The following is a 19080-nucleotide window of genomic DNA, read 5'->3' on the forward strand; positions in this document are numbered from 1 at the left end:
CTCACTGAGATTTAAGACTTAGTGCGTTTCATGGCGGTAAAGAACTCTTCGTTAGTCTTGGTCATCGCCAATTTATCGATTAAGAATTCCATTGCGCTGACTTCATCCATAGGATTGAGGATCTTACGCAGGATCCACATTTTTTGCAGTTCTTCTTGAGTCGTGAGTTTTTCTTCACGACGGGTACCGCTGCGGTTGAAGTCAATGGCTGGGAACACACGCTTTTCTGCCGCTTTACGTGACAAATGTAGCTCTTGGTTACCTGTACCTTTAAATTCTTCGTAGATTACTTCGTCCATCTTAGAACCCGTATCAACCAAGGCTGTGGCGATAATGGTCAAGCTGCCGCCGTGTTCGATGTTACGTGCCGCACCGAAGAAGCGTTTTGGACGGTGTAGAGCGTTTGCATCCACACCACCAGTTAACACTTTGCCCGATGACGGGATAACAGTGTTATAGGCACGGGCTAAACGGGTAATCGAATCGAGTAAGATAACGACGTCTTTCTTGTGCTCAACCAAACGTTTTGCTTTTTCAATCACCATTTCGGCAACTTGAACGTGACGGCTGGCTGGCTCATCGAAGGTTGATGCGATAACTTCGCCTTTAACGAGGCGCTGCATCTCTGTTACTTCTTCTGGGCGTTCGTCGATAAGCAATACCATCAACACCACTTCTGGGTTGTTGTAGCTGATGCTTTGAGCAATACCTTGAAGTAATAGCGTTTTACCGGCTTTTGGTGGTGCAACGATCAAACCACGTTGACCTTTACCAATCGGTGAGCATAAATCCAGAATACGCGCGGTAATATCTTCAGTTGAGCCGTTGCCGCGCTCCATACGCATACGTTCTTCTGCGTGGAGTGGGGTTAAGTTTTCAAAGAGGATTTTATTACGGGAGTTTTCTGGTTTATCGAAGTTAACTTCGTTGACTTTCAATAGAGCAAAATAACGCTCGCCTTCTTTTGGTGGGCGAATTTTACCAAAAATGGTATCACCCGTTCGCATGTTGAAGCGGCGAATTTGGCTTGGTGAGACATAGATGTCATCTGGACCAGCTAAATAAGAACCGTCTGAGCTGCGTAAGAAGCCGAAACCGTCTTGGAGTATTTCTAATACCCCACCACCGAAAATGTCTTCTCCACTTTTTGCGTGGGCTTTAAGGATTGAGAAAATAATGTCCTGCTTGCGAGCGCGGGCCATATTTTCGAGCTTCATATTTTCAGCTAGCGAGACTAGGTCAGAAATCGGCGTGTCTTTTAATTCAGTTAAGTTCATTTTGGGGGTCTTGTGTTACGCGACAAAGCTTACCGCGATCAATCAGTAAGGATGTAATTCAGGATAGTGATTGACGAGCGAGAAGAGGTTATTAGAAAGAATCTGGTTATTAAAGTAGCACTAACAAAGCGGGGCGTCCAGAAATTTAGGGAAATTCCGGCACAATTAATTTATAGCTTGTGCCGGAGGTCACTCATTACGACGTCAAATTAGATTTGAGCGTCGATAAACTCTTTCAATTGCGTTTTTGAGAGTGCGCCAACTTTAGTCGCGGCTAATTCGCCGTTCTTGAATAGCAGTAAAGTTGGGATGCCACGAACGCCATATTTCGCTGGAGAAACATTGTTTTGGTCAACGTTTAATTTAGCGATAGTCAAGCGACCTGCATATTCTTCAGACACATCGTCTAAAATTGGAGCGATCATTTTACAAGGACCACACCACTCGGCCCAGAAGTCTACCAATACTGGCAAATCAGACTTTAATACGTCGTTTTCGAAGCTGTCGTCACTCAGGTATATAATTTTATCGCTCATGATGTTCTCCAGTTTGGGTGCCATTGCTGGTTTGTTAATGGCTTACCATGTATATTGGGGCTGAAAAATAGCTTTTCAAGTTACCTTTTTACAATGTGGCTATTTCAAACGATCGAGTATCTTATTGCAACCTCAACAGGTAAGCTTGCGCTATGAGCGAAACACATCTATCTACCCAAAGGTTTGCCGACCTACCTCTACATCCTGAGGTTAAACAGGCCCTTGCCGAGAACGGCTTCGAATTTTGTACGCCGATCCAGGCGTTATCACTGCCTGTATTACTCCAATCAAAAGATATCGCAGGCCAAGCACAAACGGGCACTGGTAAGACAATGGCCTTTTTGGTCGCCACGTTTAATCATTTATTATCGACTCCCATACCTGAAGGTCGACTGATTAATCAGCCCCGCGCCATCATTATGGCCCCGACTCGCGAACTGGCGATTCAGATTGCCAAAGATGCGATTTTACTCGCCAAGCACACACACTTAAAGGTGGGTATTGTTTATGGCGGTGAAAGTTACGATGTGCAGCGTAAAGTATTAGATCAAGGTGTTGATATCTTGATTGGTACAACGGGTCGAATTATCGACTACGTTCGCCAAGGTATTATTGGCTTGAATTCAATTCAGGCAGTAGTACTTGATGAAGCCGATCGTATGTTTGATCTTGGTTTTATTAAAGATATCCGCTTCTTATTTAGACGTATGCCTGAGGCAAATCAACGTCTTAATATGCTATTTTCGGCAACCTTGTCCATGAAAGTACAAGAGCTGGCTTATGATCATATGAATGAGCCCGTTAAAGTCGAAATCGCCCCCGAAGAAAAAACCTCCAAAAACATCAAAGAAGAAATCTTCTATCCTTCCCAAGAAGAGAAGATGCGTTTGCTGTTGACCTTGATTGAAGAAGATTGGCCAGAAAAAGCCATCGTTTTCTCCAACACTAAGCACAGTTGTGAAACGCTTTGGTCTTGGCTTGAAGGTGACGGACATCGTGTGGGTTTATTAACGGGTGATGTGCCACAGAAAAAGCGTATTCGTATCCTTGAGCAATTTACCAGTGGCCAGCTAGATATATTGGTTGCTACTGATGTTGCGGCTCGTGGTCTACATATTTCTGACGTTTCACACGTGTATAACTATGATTTACCTGATGATTGCGAAGACTATGTTCACCGAATCGGTCGTACGGGTCGTGCGGGCAACAAAGGCATGTCGATAAGCTTTGCCTGTGAAGAGTACGCATTGAACTTGCCTGCAATCGAAAGCTACATCAATCATTCGATTCCAGTAAGTAACTACGACAGTGAAGCTTTACTGGCCGATATTCCTACGCCAGCGAAGATCCACCGTAAACACCCTAGCGGCACTCGAAACTTGCGTGATCGTTCAGGGGCAAGCCGCCCAGGAGCTCAACGCAGTGGTGCTCGCCCTCCTCGTCATGATAGGACACGTAGACATTCGTAAATGCCAACACCCGCTTATGCCGCTATAACATTAGGCTCAAATAGTTTTAATATGCTGATCGCCAAAACGCGTGGTGGTCAGCCGCATATTATTGCGAAATATAAACGCAAGGTGAGGCTCGCCGAAGGCATAGGCAACGATGGCAAATTAAGCCCCGATGTCATGCAGCGCGGCCTCGACTGTTTGAGTATGTTTGCCCAGATGTTGGTACAACATAAGATTGAAGCAAACCATGTTGCTGTGATTGCAACTGCAACTCTTCGCAGTATTAGCAATGCTGATGAGTTTAATCAGCGTGCATTGCCACTCTTAGGTCATCCGATCGAAATTATCTCTGGTATGCGTGAAGCAGAGCTTATCTATCAAGGTATGGTGGCGACCACTTGTGGTCAAGGCCGTCGCTTAGTTATTGATATCGGTGGGGCGAGTACAGAGTTTATCATCGGCGATGGGCATCAAGTGTTGTTCAAAACCAGTTTGCCCTTTGGTAGTGTGACTTATAATCGCCAATTTTTCAGCAGTTTGCCGCTGCAGCAGTTAGATTTTGATGATGCTAAGCAGCAAGTGCTAACCGCATTAGCTGAGCATAGACAAACCCTACGTGATCTTGGTTGGCATTGTGTCGTTGGTGCCTCCGGGGCTGTACAGTCCGTGGTAGAAGTGTTACTACACCGAGGGTTATCTGAAACTATCACACTCGATGTGCTTACTCAGTTGAAGGCTGAGATCCTGGCTCAAGAAGATATTAGCTTAATGGGGATTGTTGGGCTTTGCAGTGAGCGAGCACCGACTTTTGCTGCGGGTGTCGCTATTTTATTGGCTTTGTTTGAGTTGCTGGGGATCGAGCATTTAGCCTTATCTGGCGGCGCATTACGTGAAGGTGTTTTAGTGATGTTAGCTCAGCGAATTATTGACGAAGTCAGCTAATGTTTTATTAAAACATGATAAAAACTAAAGGCCGCGATGCGGCCTTTAATGTTTGTACTGTGCCGATTATTTCAATAAGTCGGCGAGATCTTTTTCTAAGGAAACCGTTGGGCGTTCTACGATGCGGCCAACTTCTTTACCTTGCTGCAGTACAATAAAGGTTGGAATGCGGGTAAAGTCGTATTTTGCGGCTAAGCCTTCGGGATCTTTTTTCGTTCGGTCGACACCAATATAGGTCACTTTAATATTGGGATTAGTGACTTCTTCCATAATACGGATAAAGCGCGGCGTTTCCCGGTGACAATCTGGGCACCAAGTACCAATGATCACTACAATTTCTGTAGGTTCAGCGATGCTTTTAAGCGGGGTGATTGCAGTGGTATCGACTTGATAGGTTTTATACCCTTCAGCAAACTCATTGAGATCTGTGACTAAATGTTGTGCTTCTACTATGCCAGTTAAAATCACTTCTTGTTTCTCCTCACTGCAGGTCGCAATTAAACCCTGTTGTTGTTCTTCAAATCCACAGCCACCATTGGCTAGTACCTGACAACTAAAAAATAAGGCAGTAGTGGCTAGGAATGCCTTAACGTTATTGTGCATGATGCGCCCTCGAAATCGAAGAGAAAGAATGAAATTCGATTCAAACATTATTCTGGATACGATTAAAGCGATTAATTGATTTGCTGCAAGCAAGATCACGCATTGCTAATATCTATAAGCTTAACGATCACATAATTACATGCTTTTCGGAGTTAAGGCATTGAAAAAGTTCATCCCCGAATCGCGATTTGGGGATAGAACACATTGAGAGGATAAGGTAAATTGCTGGATTACTGAGCCAGAATTTTTTCTAAAATAGGCTTGTTAGCCTCGGGGAAGTCATAATTAATTAAATCGGCTTTAGTGACCCAAGCGATAAGCTGACCTTCGAGGCCTTGAGCTGTGCCGTTAAATTCTGTGACTGAATGGATATCGAGTAGCACTTGTTTATCGGGATAGTCGAAACTCAACGCCATAAATGGCTGACTATCAGTGACATTGAGCGCGACTTCCTCTTTGAGTTCACGGATCAATGCCTGAGTGACAGTTTCGCCTGTCTCAACTTTACCACCAGGAAATTCCCATTTCCCACCTTGATGTAAATGATCTGGGCGTTTTGCCAACAGAATTTCACCGGCCGAGTTAGTAATAATGCCGACGGCAACATGGATGCGTTTAGTCATAATATTTATCGATTAATGAGTGGGTAAAAGTAAGTGCATTAAAGGCTTGAGCTGAGTTATTCGTGTGCAACCCCACAAATTACTCTTTAAAAAAATCGCCTTCATCGAGATCAAATTCATCAAATGCTTCTGGATCAAACTCGGCTTTGACTGGGATGACGTGTTTTTCTGACGCCCAATCGCCGAGGTCGATCAACTTACAGCGCTCGCTGCAAAAAGGTTTAAATGCAGATTGTGGCACCCACTCGACAGGGGCTTTGCAAATAGGGCAGTTAACGGTCAATGGCATAATTGTTCTCTTGGTTAACGGCGATAAAGCGGCCGCCAATACTAATGTCTTTCAGGCCATTAGTGTAAAGGCTTCATGCACAGGTAGCCAGTAAGAAATCAATTGAACGGTCGGAGTGGCGTTGTTGTTCAAACTGCACAAAATGGATAGCGAAACGGTTTTTATGGCCGCTAATCGTAGGATAACACCCGTGGGAAGCATCGACTTTAACCCTTACCAAAGCAAGTGCTTGGGCACTGTCGCCTTGATAAAAGCCAGCGTGGGCAACGGCATTGTCGTAATGGGCTGTACTGCGGGTGAGTTGGAGTAATAGTGTGATGGGGGTGAGCAAAGGTTCGAAATGCGCTATCCAAGAGCGATAATCGTGCTGTTTTTCTTCCCAAGGTTTAGATAGCCAATAATGCAGTTGCGGTAGGTCGAAGTTACAGCAAGCACCTGGCATGCCGAAGCGTTGTCGTAGCGCGGAAATAAATTTGTCTTGTTTTAATTGGCTGCCGAAGCGTTCAGGCTTTTGTAACTGTTCGCGGGCTTGGGTGAGGGCGTTGATATAGATATTGATTTGCTGGTGGTCGACGTGATCTAATTCTTGCCATTTGTTCAGTTGCAGCAAGTGCCGCTCAATATCTTTTAATACTTCATTGCGATAATCGCAGCGTTCGGACAATTCACAGAGGGAAAACAGCGGATAAAAACATCTATGTTGGTGGTCATTGCTTAGGTTACTTTGCAGCTGTTTATCGAGGTATTCGAGCCGCAAGTAGCTGCGAATTTTCTCGTTTAGGGGCTGTTCGTAAACTAATTCAGTCATGGGCGTTATGAGTACCAGATAGTTGTAAATAGCGTTGGTGCAATGCTAGCACCTCTCGTTTTAAGGTTGATATCTCTCCCTGATTATCAATAATGTCGTCGGCTCGGGCGAGTTTTTCGCTGCGGCTCAATTGGCTGTTAATGATGTTATTTACTTGAGATACATCAACATTGTCCCTTTTCACGGTGCGGCTGATTTGTAACTCAGGCGAAATATCCACCACTAAAGTCCGATTGACTAACCTATCTAACCCGTTCTCAAATAGCAAGGGCACGACCATAATTACATAGGCCGAGGTTGCTTTTTCTACCTGCGCTAACATTTCTTTGCGGATCATGGGGTGCAATAGCTGGTTTAACCATTCACGTTCTTCAGGGTGGCTAAATATCCGTTGCCGCAGTTTGGCGCGATCGAGTTCACCTTCTGGCGTTAACATCTCAATGCCAAAATGGCTAACGATGGCCTCAAGCCCTTTTGAACCCTGAGCGACAACGTCGCGGGCAACGATATCGGCGTCGACTAAGGTAATGCCTTCTGCGGCGAATAAATTGGCAACAGTCGTTTTACCGCTACCAATCCCACCCGTTAAACCAACAATAAATTTGGACATAAAACTCTCTTAAAAGCTATGAAGTACGCTACGCTGCTAGGACGGACTTCGTCCTTACAGTCTACGGAACGGGCTTCGCCCTTACGGTAAGCGAAGCGTTCAGTGAGTGAGCTTGCGAACGTTCCGTTATCCTTAAGTGAAGCCTGTTCTATAACGTACTTAAGTACCAATCCACTATAGGTTGACCCCATATTAGGGCTATCCAGCCTGCGGCAGCAATATAGGGCCCAAATGGGATGGGATTACCTTGCTTGAGGCGTTTACTGACAATCATAGTGATGCCGACCAGTGCTCCGACTAAGGACGAAAGTAAAATCACCAGCGGCAGCATTTGCCAGCCAAGCCAAGCACCGAAAACGGCGAGCAGTTTAAAGTCGCCATAGCCCATGCCTTCCTTGCCTGTGAGGATCTTAAATAGCCAAAAAATGGACCACAAGCTTAAATAGCCTGCTGCCGCACCGATAATGGCATCGGTTGGGCTCGCAAAGGTATGATTTAGATTGATGATCAAGCCGAGCCAAAGTAACGGTAACGTCATTTGATCTGGCAGCAGCATCTCATCAAGATCGATACCAGTAAGGGCAATAAGTACAAATGTCAGTATGCTCGCAAAGACAAATTGCCAGCTTGGACCAAAGTGCCACGCTAAAGTCGCAATAAGCAGCCCTGTGATGAATTCAATTATGGGGTAGCGGGCTGAAATAGGGGCGTGACAAGCGGCGCATTTTCCTTTGAGTATTAACCAACCGAATACAGGTAAATTATGCCAAGGTTTAATCGCCGTTTTGCACATAGGGCAAGCAGAGCCTGGCACCACAAGATTATATTTTTCGGGGAAGCTATCTATAGGTGTATTGAGTTGGTCTATGCCTATTTTTTTGACTATATCTTCGTGGTATTCCTGTAAATACTGATTACATTCTTGCTGCCATTCTCGTTTCATCATCACAGGAAATCTGTGGATCACTACGTTTAAAAAACTGCCTATGGTGGCGGCAAAAATAAAGCTTAGCGTAATAAAGAGCCAAGGACTCTGATCAAAAGAGTGGCCCAAAAGAGAGATAAATTCTGACATTTAGTTTTCTTATTTTATTTGAATCGAATGAATTAACTGACGATTTTACCCATTTGGAAGATAGGAAGATACATAGCGACAATTAACCCGCCGACCACAGTACCTATGACTACCATCATAATAGGTTCAATTAGGCTTGATAAACCATCAACCGCATCGTCGACCTGCATTTCATAGATGGTTGAGACTTTGTTGAGCATGTTATCCAGCGAGCCGGATTCTTCGCCTATCATCACCATCTGCACTAACATATCGGGAAAAAGCCCTGTGGTTTGCATCGCGACATTCATCTGCATTCCCGCCATGACCTCTTGGCGAATATTCAATATGGCTTTGCGATAAACGGCATTACCCGATGCGCCAGCGGCGGATTCTAAGCCATCAATTAACGGCACACCTGCTGCAAATGTGGTAGCTAAGGTGCGGGCGAAACGAGCCATGGCACCTTTGTGTAAAATCGGTCCAATGGCTGGGATTTTTAGCACGGCTTCATCGACTCTATCTCGCACCATTTGCGAGTTTCGGTGCGCGCGTACAAACAAAAATACGCCGCCGACAATAGCGGCTAAAAAGATATACCAAGAGGATTGTAAGCCGCGGGAAATATGCAGTACCAGTTGTGTAAAGGCGGGCAGTTCTGCACCAAAGCCCTTAAAAATTTCCTCGAATTGAGGTACGACAAAGAGTAATAACAATGTCGTGACTAAAAGCGCGACTATGACGACAGCTGCAGGATAGAACATGGCTTTTTTAATTTTTGATTTTAGCGCTTCCGTTTTTTCTCTATAGGTGGCGACGCGATCGAAAACCAAATCGAGTGAACCTGAGTGCTCACCCGCGGCGACTAAGTCAACATATAATTCGTCGAAGTAACGTCTATGGGGGCGCATAGCATCGGATAAGGGAATACCCGATTGAATTTCGGTTAAAATAGTACCCAGTAATTCCCGCATTTTAGCTTTTTCATGGCCACGGCCGAGTAGTTCAAATGTCGTTACCAAAGGAACGCCTGCCGCCAACATAGTCGCGACTTGACGTGTCATCATAGCAATATCCATAGGGGTGATGTTGGCTTCACCTAATTTAAATAGTGGAGATGACTGCTTACGAACGCTCTTAGGGGTAACACCTTGGGATTTTAACTGGCTACGAATTTCGGCTGCGGTTGCACCTCTAAGCTCCCCTGCCGTTTTTTTACCGTCGCGATTTACGCCTTTCCATTCGAAGGTATAGATTTTGGGCTGGCTTTTTTGCTCGTTTTTTTTGCCGCGAGACTTTCTTACTGTTGTTGCCGTAGCCATAAATAATCTCTGTTAGGTTGTAAAAGCGGGGCGCTTTTTGCAGCACTCTACGCTTAAAAACTCGTTACGCGATTGACTTCTGCGATGCTAGTAACACCATGAATTACTTTTAATAATCCTGACTGACGTAAATCACGCATCCCTTGCGCTTTAGCTTGGGAGGCGATTTGTAAGGAGTTACCGCCTTCCATGATAGTACGCGCTATCTCATCGGACATCTTCATCACTTCGTAAATACCAACCCGGCCTTTGTAGCCGCCGGAGCAATGCTCGCAGCCCACAGGTTTAAAGGTGGTAAAACCTTGTGTAATTTGTGCTTGGGCAAAACCTAAACGTAATAGTTCGTGCTCGGGGATGATTTCAGCCTGCTTACATTCGGGGCAAAGTCGACGCGCTAAACGCTGTGCAATAATCAGGTTAACTGAGCTGGCGATGTTATAACCAGGCACGCCCATATTAATTAAACGAGTCAAGGTTTCTGCGGCCGAGTTCGTGTGTAAGGTCGATAATACTAAGTGGCCTGTTTGTGCCGCTTTAATGGCTATCTCGGCGGTTTCAAGATCGCGAATTTCGCCCACCATCACCACATCGGGGTCTTGGCGCAGGAATGAGCGTAAAGCAGAGGCGAAAGTGAGACCGGCTTTTAAGTTAATGTGAACTTGGTTTACGCCCTCAAGGTTTATTTCTACCGGATCTTCGGCAGTAGAAATATTACGCTCTTCAGTATTGAGAATATTTAATCCTGTATAGAGGGAGACGGTTTTACCTGAGCCTGTAGGGCCGGTAACTAAAATCATCCCTTGGGGTTTTGCCAACATCTCAAGGTAAAGTTTTTCTTGGTCAGGCTCGTAGCCGAGCTTTTCAATGCCCAGTTGTGCGGAGGATGAATCCAAGATCCGCATTACAATTTTTTCACCCCACAGGGTCGGCAGGGTACTTACCCGAAAGTCGATGGACTTAGTGCGGGAAAGTTTCATCTTGATTCGGCCGTCTTGCGGCACGCGGCGTTCGGCAATATCAAGTTTCGACATTACTTTTAGGCGCGCTGATAAACGACCTGCAAGGCTTATAGGGGGTTCAGAGACTTCGTGTAAAATACCGTCGATGCGAAAACGAATGCGGTAGCGCTTCTCATAGGGTTCAAAGTGTAAATCCGAGGCTCCTTTACGAATGGCATCGGTTAGAATTTTATTGATATAGATAACAATAGGTGCATCATCGCTGGCCTCGCCTGCGGACTCTTCATTACGTCTGTCAGTGTCGGTAATTTCAATGCTCGCCAGTGCCGCTTCATCCATGCCGCCTAAATCTAGGCCGCTGATGTCTTCTTCGAGGATTTTTTCTAGCGCTTTAGCCAATTTATCTTCTTCAACTAGAATCGCTTCGGCGTGCAGGCCTGCACTAAATTGGAAATCTTCGAGGGCGGCAATATTGGTCGGGTCGGATGTGCCTATATAGAGGCGATTTCCCCGTTTAAATAGCGGTAAGCAGCGGTGCTTTTCAATCAGTTTTTTATTGAGGAAGTCATCAGGAATCGAAGCAAGATCAAATTCATTGAGATCGAGTAGTGGTGTGCCATATTCCTCATAGCAAAGCTCGGCAATGGCACGGGCTGAAATGAGTTTACTTTGAACTAAAGTGCTGACTAATGCTTGCTTATTTTGACGGGATTTTGTGATGGCATTCGCCATCTGCTCTTCATTTAGCAGACCTTTTCGGATAAATAGGGTGGATAAACCTAAATGCAAGCCTGTAGTAGGCATTAAGCTCTCTCATTTCAATGTAAAAAGATACTCGCCAGAGTTAGACCAACTTCGGCGAGTATTAATTTTGTTAAGCTAAATATTCGAGTATTAAAAATGTACTAATTAAATACCCGCACCTTCTTTACACAGTGCAGCTGTAGCGCCAGTTGCACCAGTTGCTAATCCAGAAGTGAAAGTTACTGTTCCAGTATCGGCGATATCAGCTTCAACATAACAAGTACCATCACTAAAAGATACTTTAGTACCTGTACCTTGTGCCATATCTTTAACTTTTGCGATACCTTTAGTCGCGTTTGTTCCTGTTGGTATTTCAGCATTTACAGAGGTACAAGCAATGCCTGACTGAACACAGGTAACAGATTTTGTGGTAAAGGCAGATACACCTTTCATAGCTGCACCGCCGTGAGCAGAACCAACATAATCTTTATAAGCTGGTAATGCGATCGCAGCCAAAATACCGATAATGGCGACTACGATCATCAGTTCGATCAGAGTAAAACCCTGAGCTTTTTTATTTAATGCTTTGTTTAAATTCATGGCCTTCATTTTTCTCTCCAGCTAACTATTTAGTGACTTACTGTGGTTGAATAGAGTGTTTAACCTAACCGCTGTTTTACTCTATAAATTGTGTTATCTCATCAAACTTTATTACTCATTTATGTCAATAAAATCATTTATATGATCTATGTAACATTAACAGTACACCGATGATCTTGAATGACCCATGTGTAATGACTCATGCTGATTTATCCAAGCCAGCTTTACTAACTTAGCGCTAAATTAGCACTAAGTTCATGCTGGGTTAGCACTTGTTTGAATAAATTGTTTCGGCAACCGCACCTTAGGCTAACGTTTTCAAAAATATGCCTCTCAAAAAACGTGAACTAGGCAATTTTAAAAAGAATCCCAGTGCTGACCTTAGGTGAGGTTGACCAAACGGCCATCTCGCCTTGGTAAAAGTTAGTACAAAGTTAGGTAAAAGGAAACAAAAATTAAGTATAAAGTACTAATAAAGTGTTGTTTTTGTATAAAAGGCTAACTTATCGACAGGTTAGGTTATAACAACTTTTTGACAATATCAGTTTAGCTGGCGTGTCTCTCTATGTCGTCAAATTGGTGACATGAAATGGTGGCGGGTTGGGTGCTTCGTAGGGTGAATGCTGAGTATGATAGTGCAGGCGTGATTTTGCATTTGGTTTGCAGGAGCCCTACAAAACAAATGCACTTCGCCTTAATATTTTATGAGTGGAATGTGCTTACGGTACTTTGCGAGAACATTCCACTGCCATTTAACATCTAGCGGTTTTAAGCTTTTAATCTGAGTGATAAATCTAAGGCGCGAACATGCTTAGTGAGTGCGCCAACTGAGATATAGTCCACCCCTGTTTTGGCAAATTCGGCTAAGGTATCTAAGGTTACATTGCCAGAGACTTCAAGCTTAGCGCCGGCGCCTTTAGCTAGGTACTGGTTATTCATCTCTACGGCTTCGACCATCTTAGTGATGTCGAAGTTATCTAACATTATGATATCTGTGCCAGAGTCGAGTGCTAAGGCGAGCTCTTTGAGTGACTCCACTTCGACTTCAACGGGTTTATTCGGGTACAAGCTGCGGGCGGTATCTACGGCTTGGCGAATACCGCCACAGGCCATAATGTGGTTTTCTTTAATCAAAAAAGCATCATATAAACCAATACGATGGTTTTTTCCGCCACCGCAGGTGACGGCATATTTTTGTGCCGTGCGTAGGCCTGGAATTGTCTTGCGAGTATCTAACAAGCGAGTGTGAGTCCCCGCCAGTTTATCGACATAATGTTTGGTTAAGGTAGCTACGCCAGAAAGTGTTTGGATAAAGTTCATTGCCGTGCGTTCGCCTGTGAGAATAGCGCGCGCAGGACCTGATAATTCACATAATAGCTGGTTGGGTAATACTAGATCGCCATCATCCACATGCCAATGTAGTGCGACTTCACCACCGAGTTGGTTAAAAACCTGCTCTGCCCATGCTTTACCACAAAAAACGCCTTCTTCACGGGTGATTAAAGTGGCTTCAGCGTACTTATCGGCGGGGATCAACATTGCTGTGATGTCGCCATAAGCGATGGCTTTGGTTTGATCGTTGATTTCGGTGCCACCTAAGTCTTCACTGAGGGCTGATTTTACTGATTGGCGGATATCGTTTTCTAACATAAGCGGAGTCCTTGCATTACGGCCTACTTGCATTTTAGGTTAAGATTACCACGGCCTTAGGTCTCACGGAACAGGTTGGCAGATTGAGCAAAAGGAGTAAGCTGCAGCCTTATTTAAATTGAGAGTGGATGGTTTGCTCCATGATCTCAATGTTAAAAGATAGCTCAGTCAGTTCCGTGCGCAGGGTTTCTTCTTTGCTTGGAGGAATACTGTTAGAGTAAGCCAGTATATGTGGCATAGAGGATAAGCTCATCATGCGGTTTGATTCGGGTTGGTGTGATAGTGCGAGGCGTTGTGAGTCGCCACATTTTAATCAACGTCCCTTGAATGAAGTGAGTTTGTTAGTGATCCACAATATTAGCCTGCCAGCAGGTTGCTTTGGATTACCTTACATTGATCAATTATTTCAAGGGTGTTTAGATACTAATGCCGATTCCAGCTTTGCACCGCTCAAGGGCTTGCAAGTGTCGGCGCACTTTTTGATCCGCCGCAATGGCGAGCGTGTCCAATATGTAAGCTGTAATGACAGGGCTTGGCATGCTGGGGTGTCTCGTTATGGTGAGAGAGAGAATTGTAATGATTTTTCCATTGGTATTGAACTGGAAGGCACAGATACTGAGCCTTACACTCCTGAGCAATATCAGTCACTCATCGAGTTAACACAAGCCCTACTGGTAGAATATCCATTGCTGAGTATTGAACGGATTGTGGGTCATTGTGATATTGCGCCAATGCGGAAAACGGACCCCGGGCAAAGTTTTGATTGGACAAGGTATTTAGAAACGCTGCGCGACTTACGGATGACGGAACGGGCTTCGCCCTTACGGTAAGCGCAGCGTTCTGTGAGTGAGCCAGCGAACGTTCCGTTATCGGTAAACTTTAATCGGTAAGCGCAGAGTTCCGTTATCCGTAACCATTTTTACAAGGAGTATGACAGATGGCATTATTTTCACTCTTGGTCGCCATTTTAGTGGAGCGACTTAAATTTCTTCCTTCATCATGGCAATTTGATCGTTTACTGCAATCCTATCAGACAACATTTTTCGGTGATAAAGCGTCACTGACAAGCGTGATGATGGCGTTGGCGTTAGTGCTACCAGCCTTGTTGGTATATGTTTTATCTTGGTTAGTGGCGGGAATGTTTTGGGGCTTATTAAGTTTAGCCCTATGGATTGTTGTGGCCGTGGTTTGTTTTAACCATCAGAAACAGCGTGATATTTTCAAAAAATATATGCAAGCCGCTTGTCGCTCAGATGTCCAAGCTTGTTACCATTATGCCGCCGAACTCGATTGTAGCGAGTGTTTAGATGCTGTATCCGAGAAAGACCTTGGTGCCAAAGTAGGTCAAAGTGTTGCTTGGATTAACTATCGTTATTATGGTGCCGTGGCGCTGTTTTTCATTTTTTTAGGTCCAGTCGGTGCTGTACTGTATTGCACGGTACGTTTTTATGCCGAAGAGAATGCCCGTAAATCTCTAGAGCTACCCTTAGTCAACGAAGTGATTACGATACTGGATTGGTTACCGAGCCGGATTTTCGCCTTTGGTTATGCCTTAAGTGGTCAATTTAGTGAAGGTTTAGCGGCGTGGCGCCGTAATGGATTGACCTTAAATGTGAGTGCTCGTACTGTGGTGGCTGAAACGGCATTAGCGGCACAACCTTTACCAGAGGTCGCAAGTGCGCCTATATGTGTACAATCAACCTTAGCATTATTAGTGCTCAGTAAACGTAACTTTACACTTATTGTTGCAATACTTTCATTACTGACCATTTTTGGATTGGTGAGCTAAAAGAAGGATGCTTCGCTGTTAGAATCGAGAACGCTTCGCTGCTAGGGCGTCGTAGTGCTCCTTCTAGTCTAGAATCTAGAGCCTAGAATCTATCCGCTGCGCTTTTTGCAGCGCCTAGTAGGGCGAAGCCCGTGCTTTTGTCAAATGGTCTGACCCCATAAACATTTTTTTCCGCTATGCTCTCTCTTCGTGAGTGCTTTTGATCGAGATCGCTTTTAAGGAGTGATCTTCAATCTGGACATCAAAACGCTGATTTGATAAAGTGCGCTCACTCAAAAAAATTGGTAAGACCAATTTACAACGGAGCTGAGCGCCTGATGGCCTATAGTAAAATTAATCAGCCAAAAATTTCTGACGTGATCATGGCGCAATTAGAGCAAATGATCTTAGAGGGTAGTTTACAGCCCGGTCAGAAGTTACCGCCTGAACGCGAACTGGCGATCCAGTTTGAAGTGTCTCGACCTTCTTTGCGTGAAGCTATTCAAAAGCTTGAGGCAAAAGGACTGTTAATGCGCCGCCAAGGCGGTGGTACTTATGTCAAAGAACAACTCTGGCAGACCCTTGCCGATCCTATTGTTGAACTGATGAATTCAGATCCAGAGAGTCAGTACGACTTACTGGAGTTCCGCCATGCCACCGAAGGCATGATGGCCTATTTTGCGGCCCTGCGTGGTACCGACGCCGATATGCAAAATATCAAGCGTATGATTCTCGAGGTGGAAGCCGCCACCGATATCGAACAAAAAGCTGCTGCGATTGTGCGTTTTTATCGTGCTGTGGCGGAAGCGTCACATAACGTGGCTATGTTACACCTCGTTCTTAGTTTAACCCCTGTGCTGCATCAAAATGTGGCGCAAAACCTGGAGCTTTTAAGCCGCCGCGAAGAAGCTTCTACTATGGCTAACGATCACAGACGGGCCTTGCTCGCTGCCATCGTTCGTCGTGATCCCGACGCCGCCAGAGAAGCCTCGAATGAACACTTAAGTTACATCGAAGAGGTGATGTTATCTGTGCGGGAAGAAGACAGCCGGTTGCAGCGAAGCTTGCGCCGTTTAAAGAGTGGCGCTTAAGTTCTGTGATTTAGCTGCCAGCTAAATCGGAATATGCCGCAAACACCATTCATTATCATGTATATAGAGAAGGACAGTGTCATGTCTGAAGATATGCTACAAGACGTAGATCCGTTAGAGACTCAGGAATGGGTTGATGCCCTGCAAGCCGTGTTGGAACAGGAAGGCCCAGAGCGCGCGCATTTTTTACTAGAAAAGCTGATCGATAAAGCGCGTCGTAATGGCACTCACTTGCCTTATAACGCCACAACGGCTTACCTGAACACTATCCCTGCGGGTCAAGAGCCGCACATGCCTGGCAACCAAGAGATGGAACGTCGCATTCGCGCCATCATCCGTTGGAACGCTTTAGCTATGGTGCTTCGTGGTTCTAAGAAAGATTTAGAATTAGGCGGCCATATTTCAAGTTTCGCCTCAAGTGCGACTATTTATGACGTATGTTTTAACCACTTCTTCCGCGCACCCAATGAAAAAGACGGTGGCGATTTAGTGTATTTCCAAGGCCATATCGCCCCTGGTATTTATGCGCGTTCATTCTTAGAAGGTCGCTTAAGCGAAGACCAACTGGCTAATTTCCGTCAAGAAGTGGATGGCAAGGGTCTGTCTTCATACCCACATCCAAAACTGATGCCGGATTACTGGCAATTCCCAACAGTTTCTATGGGCTTAGGTCCTATCCAAGCGATTTATCAGGCGCGTTTCTTGAAATATCTGACTGACCGTGGTCTGAAAGATTGTTCAGCACAAACCGTTTACTGTTTCTTAGGTGACGGTGAGTGTGACGAGCCAGAAGCCTTAGGTGCGATTGGTTTAGCGGCCCGTGAAGAATTAGATAACTTAGTCTTCATCGTTAACTGTAACTTACAGCGTCTTGATGGCCCTGTACGTGGTAACGGTAAGATCATCCAAGAACTTGAAGGCGAATTCCGCGGCGCAGGCTGGGAAGTCGTTAAAGTGATTTGGGGTCGTTACTGGGATCCATTATTAGCCCGTGATACGAGCGGTAAGTTACTGCAGTTAATGGAAGAAACCGTTGACGGTGAATATCAAAACTGTAAAGCCAAAGGTGGCGCTTATACTCGCGAACACTTCTTTGGTAAGTATCCTGAAACGGCCGAAATGGTGGCTAACATGTCAGATGATGACATTTGGCGCTTAAACCGTGGCGGTCACGATCCGGTGAAAGTGTACGCTGCCTTAGACCACGCACAAAAAACCAAAGGTCGCCCAACGGTGATTTTAGCCAAGACTGTAAAAGGTTACGGTTTAGGTGATGCGGGTGAAGGTAAAAACATCGCTCACAACGTGAAGAAAATGGGTATCGAGTCTATCCGTTACTTCCGCGATCGTTTCAATATTCCGATCCCAGATGACCAGTTAGAAGATCTGCCTTTCTATCATCCAGGTCCAGATTCTGAAGAAGTGAAGTACATGATGAGCCGTCGTGAAGCGCTGCATGGTAGCGTGCCACAACGTCGTCAAAAGTTCACCGAAGAGATGGAAGTGCCGTCACTGAAAATTTTCGATTCGATTTTACAGGGCTCTAACGGCCGTGAAATTTCATCGACTATGGCATTCGTTCGTGTTCTGACAGCTCTGCTGAAAGACAAGAAAATTGGCAAAAATATTGTGCCAATTATTCCTGACGAAGCTCGTACTTTCGGTATGGAAGGTTTGTTCCGTCAAGTGGGTATTTATGCTCACGAAGGCCAAAAATATATTCCGCAGGATTCTGACCAAGTTGCTTACTACCGTGAAGACAAAACCGGTCAAGTATTGCAAGAAGGGATTAACGAACTCGGCGCTATGTCTTCATGGGTATCAGCAGCGACGAGCTACTCAGTCAACGATACACCTATGATCCCGTTCTACATCTACTACTCAATGTTCGGTTTCCAACGTATTGGCGACATGGCTTGGGCTGCGGGTGATATGCGTGCTCGTGGTTTCTTAGTCGGTGGCACTTCAGGTCGTACAACGCTTAACGGCGAAGGTTTACAGCATCAAGATGGTCATAGCCACGTATTGGCGAACACTATCCCTAACTGTATTACTTACGATCCAACCTACGGCTACGAAATCGCCGTTGTGGTACAAGATGGTATCCGTCGTATGTACGGCGAAAATCAAGAAGATATCTTCTACTACTTGACCACAATGAACGAAAACTATGAGCAACCAGCCATGCCAGAAGGCGCGGAAGTGGGCATAGTGAAAGGTATCTACAAGTTAGAAACGGTTGCGGGTTCAGGTAAAGGCAAAGTTCAGTTAATGAGCTGTGGCACTATCCTTGAACAAACTCGTAAAGCGGCGCAAGCACTGGCGAAAGACTTCGGTATTACTGCCGACGTATTTAGCGTAACTAGCTTCAACGAATTGACTCGCGATGGTCAAGCCGCTGAGCGTTGGAACATGCTGCACCCAACCGAAACGCCAAAACAAGCCTATATCAGCCAAGTGATTTCAAGTGATGCACCTGCAATCGTCGCGACTGACTATATGAAGATTTACGGCGAACAGTTACGTGCTTATATTCCTACCGATTACAAAGTGTTAGGTACTGACGGTTTCGGTCGTTCAGACAGCCGCGAGAATCTGCGTCACCACTTCGAAGTGGATGCTAAGTTCATCGTTATTGCGGCACTGAAATCACTGGTTGATCGCAAAGAGCTGCCTGTCGATGTGTTAGCAAAAGCCATTAAAGAATATGGTATCGACGCTGACAAGATCAATCCACAGTACGCGTAAGA

The 19080-nt window shown here is 45.2% G+C and carries 19 protein-coding genes; 6 read left to right on the forward strand and 13 right to left on the reverse strand.

The genetic code is table 11. The features are described 5' to 3' along the window. Positions 1–11: 11 nt before the first annotated feature. Together rho and trxA are read right to left on the reverse strand one after the other, a co-directional pair. Positions 12–1277 (reverse strand): transcription termination factor Rho, encoded by a 1266-nt coding sequence (gene rho / locus L5M71_RS18815; protein WP_011787892.1) that lies wholly within the window; start codon positions 1275–1277, stop codon positions 12–14. Positions 1278–1486: 209 nt separating this feature from the next. Next, a complete protein-coding gene (gene trxA, locus L5M71_RS18820; RefSeq protein ID WP_105250415.1) occupies positions 1487–1813 on the reverse strand; it encodes a thioredoxin TrxA in 327 nt (108 codons plus the stop codon). Positions 1814–1965: 152 nt separating this feature from the next. Here trxA and rhlB point away from each other — a divergent pair, with 152 nt between their 5' ends. Next, a complete protein-coding gene (gene rhlB / locus L5M71_RS18825; protein WP_063884693.1) occupies positions 1966–3282 on the forward strand; it encodes an ATP-dependent RNA helicase RhlB in 1317 nt (438 codons plus the stop codon). Then, positions 3283–4209, forward strand: a complete 927-nt coding sequence (locus tag L5M71_RS18830; RefSeq protein WP_219255455.1) for an exopolyphosphatase — start codon at positions 3283–3285, stop codon at positions 4207–4209. A 66-nt stretch (positions 4210–4275) separates the two neighbouring features. On the opposite strand, the gene L5M71_RS18835 is transcribed toward L5M71_RS18830, so the two are convergent. The 11 genes from L5M71_RS18835 to L5M71_RS18885 form a co-directional block, all read right to left on the reverse strand. After that, positions 4276–4812, reverse strand: coding sequence for a thioredoxin family protein (locus L5M71_RS18835; protein WP_263192984.1), 537 nt, complete (start codon positions 4810–4812; stop codon positions 4276–4278). Positions 4813–5042: 230 nt separating this feature from the next. Beyond that, positions 5043–5435 carry an 8-oxo-dGTP diphosphatase MutT gene (mutT, locus tag L5M71_RS18840; protein WP_063884696.1) on the reverse strand — a complete coding sequence of 131 codons (393 nt, stop codon included), beginning with the start codon at positions 5433–5435 and terminating at the stop codon, positions 5043–5045. Positions 5436–5514: 79 nt separating this feature from the next. Continuing rightward, positions 5515–5724, reverse strand: a complete 210-nt coding sequence (gene yacG / locus L5M71_RS18845; RefSeq protein WP_006083355.1) for a DNA gyrase inhibitor YacG — start codon at positions 5722–5724, stop codon at positions 5515–5517. Positions 5725–5797: 73 nt separating this feature from the next. After that, positions 5798–6532: a cell division protein ZapD gene (gene zapD / locus L5M71_RS18850; protein WP_263164587.1), complete on the reverse strand. Its 735-nt coding sequence runs from the start codon at positions 6530–6532 to the stop codon at positions 5798–5800. Continuing rightward, on the reverse strand, positions 6525–7142 hold the full coding sequence (gene coaE / locus L5M71_RS18855; RefSeq protein ID WP_263208979.1) for a dephospho-CoA kinase: 618 nt from the start codon (positions 7140–7142) through the stop codon (positions 6525–6527). Before coaE ends, zapD begins: the two co-directional genes overlap by 8 nt. 148 nt (positions 7143–7290) lie before the next feature. After that, positions 7291–8217 (reverse strand): prepilin peptidase, encoded by a 927-nt coding sequence (locus tag L5M71_RS18860; protein ID WP_263208981.1) that lies wholly within the window; start codon positions 8215–8217, stop codon positions 7291–7293. A 32-nt stretch (positions 8218–8249) separates the two neighbouring features. After that, on the reverse strand, positions 8250–9518 hold the full coding sequence (locus L5M71_RS18865; protein ID WP_263208984.1) for a type II secretion system F family protein: 1269 nt from the start codon (positions 9516–9518) through the stop codon (positions 8250–8252). 53 nt (positions 9519–9571) lie between these two features. Continuing rightward, complete coding sequence (pilB, locus tag L5M71_RS18870; RefSeq protein WP_263208986.1) at positions 9572–11281, reverse strand: type IV-A pilus assembly ATPase PilB; 1710 nt, start codon at positions 11279–11281, stop codon at positions 9572–9574. 105 nt (positions 11282–11386) lie between these two features. Then, the gene (locus L5M71_RS18875) at positions 11387–11830 is read right to left on the reverse strand and encodes a prepilin-type N-terminal cleavage/methylation domain-containing protein (protein ID WP_317630052.1); all 444 of its coding nucleotides are present in this window, start codon (positions 11828–11830) and stop codon (positions 11387–11389) included. 759 nt (positions 11831–12589) lie between these two features. Next, positions 12590–13471: a carboxylating nicotinate-nucleotide diphosphorylase gene (nadC, locus tag L5M71_RS18880; protein ID WP_263208988.1), complete on the reverse strand. Its 882-nt coding sequence runs from the start codon at positions 13469–13471 to the stop codon at positions 12590–12592. A gap of 109 nt (positions 13472–13580) precedes the next feature. Continuing rightward, complete coding sequence (locus L5M71_RS18885) at positions 13581–13709, reverse strand: hypothetical protein (RefSeq protein WP_263208990.1); 129 nt, start codon at positions 13707–13709, stop codon at positions 13581–13583. A 16-nt stretch (positions 13710–13725) separates the two neighbouring features. On the opposite strand from L5M71_RS18885, the gene ampD reads away from it, so the two are divergent. The 4 genes from ampD to aceE all read left to right on the forward strand — a co-directional run bounded on the left by ampD (position 13726) and on the right by aceE (position 19078). Continuing rightward, positions 13726–14301, forward strand: a complete 576-nt coding sequence (gene ampD, locus L5M71_RS18890) for a 1,6-anhydro-N-acetylmuramyl-L-alanine amidase AmpD (RefSeq protein ID WP_263208992.1) — start codon at positions 13726–13728, stop codon at positions 14299–14301. Positions 14302–14408: 107 nt separating this feature from the next. Then, entirely contained in the window at positions 14409–15260 is an 852-nt protein-coding gene (gene ampE / locus L5M71_RS18895; protein ID WP_173496212.1) for a beta-lactamase regulator AmpE, read from the forward strand. A 317-nt stretch (positions 15261–15577) separates the two neighbouring features. Beyond that, entirely contained in the window at positions 15578–16330 is a 753-nt protein-coding gene (gene pdhR, locus L5M71_RS18900; RefSeq protein ID WP_105250401.1) for a pyruvate dehydrogenase complex transcriptional repressor PdhR, read from the forward strand. 81 nt (positions 16331–16411) lie between these two features. Then, positions 16412–19078 (forward strand): pyruvate dehydrogenase (acetyl-transferring), homodimeric type, encoded by a 2667-nt coding sequence (gene aceE, locus L5M71_RS18905; RefSeq protein ID WP_105250400.1) that lies wholly within the window; start codon positions 16412–16414, stop codon positions 19076–19078. Positions 19079–19080 lie beyond the last annotated feature (2 nt).

The sequence above is a fragment of the Shewanella sp. SW1 genome (assembly GCF_025653545.1).
Taxonomy (GTDB): Bacteria; Pseudomonadota; Gammaproteobacteria; order Enterobacterales; family Shewanellaceae; genus Shewanella; species Shewanella oncorhynchi.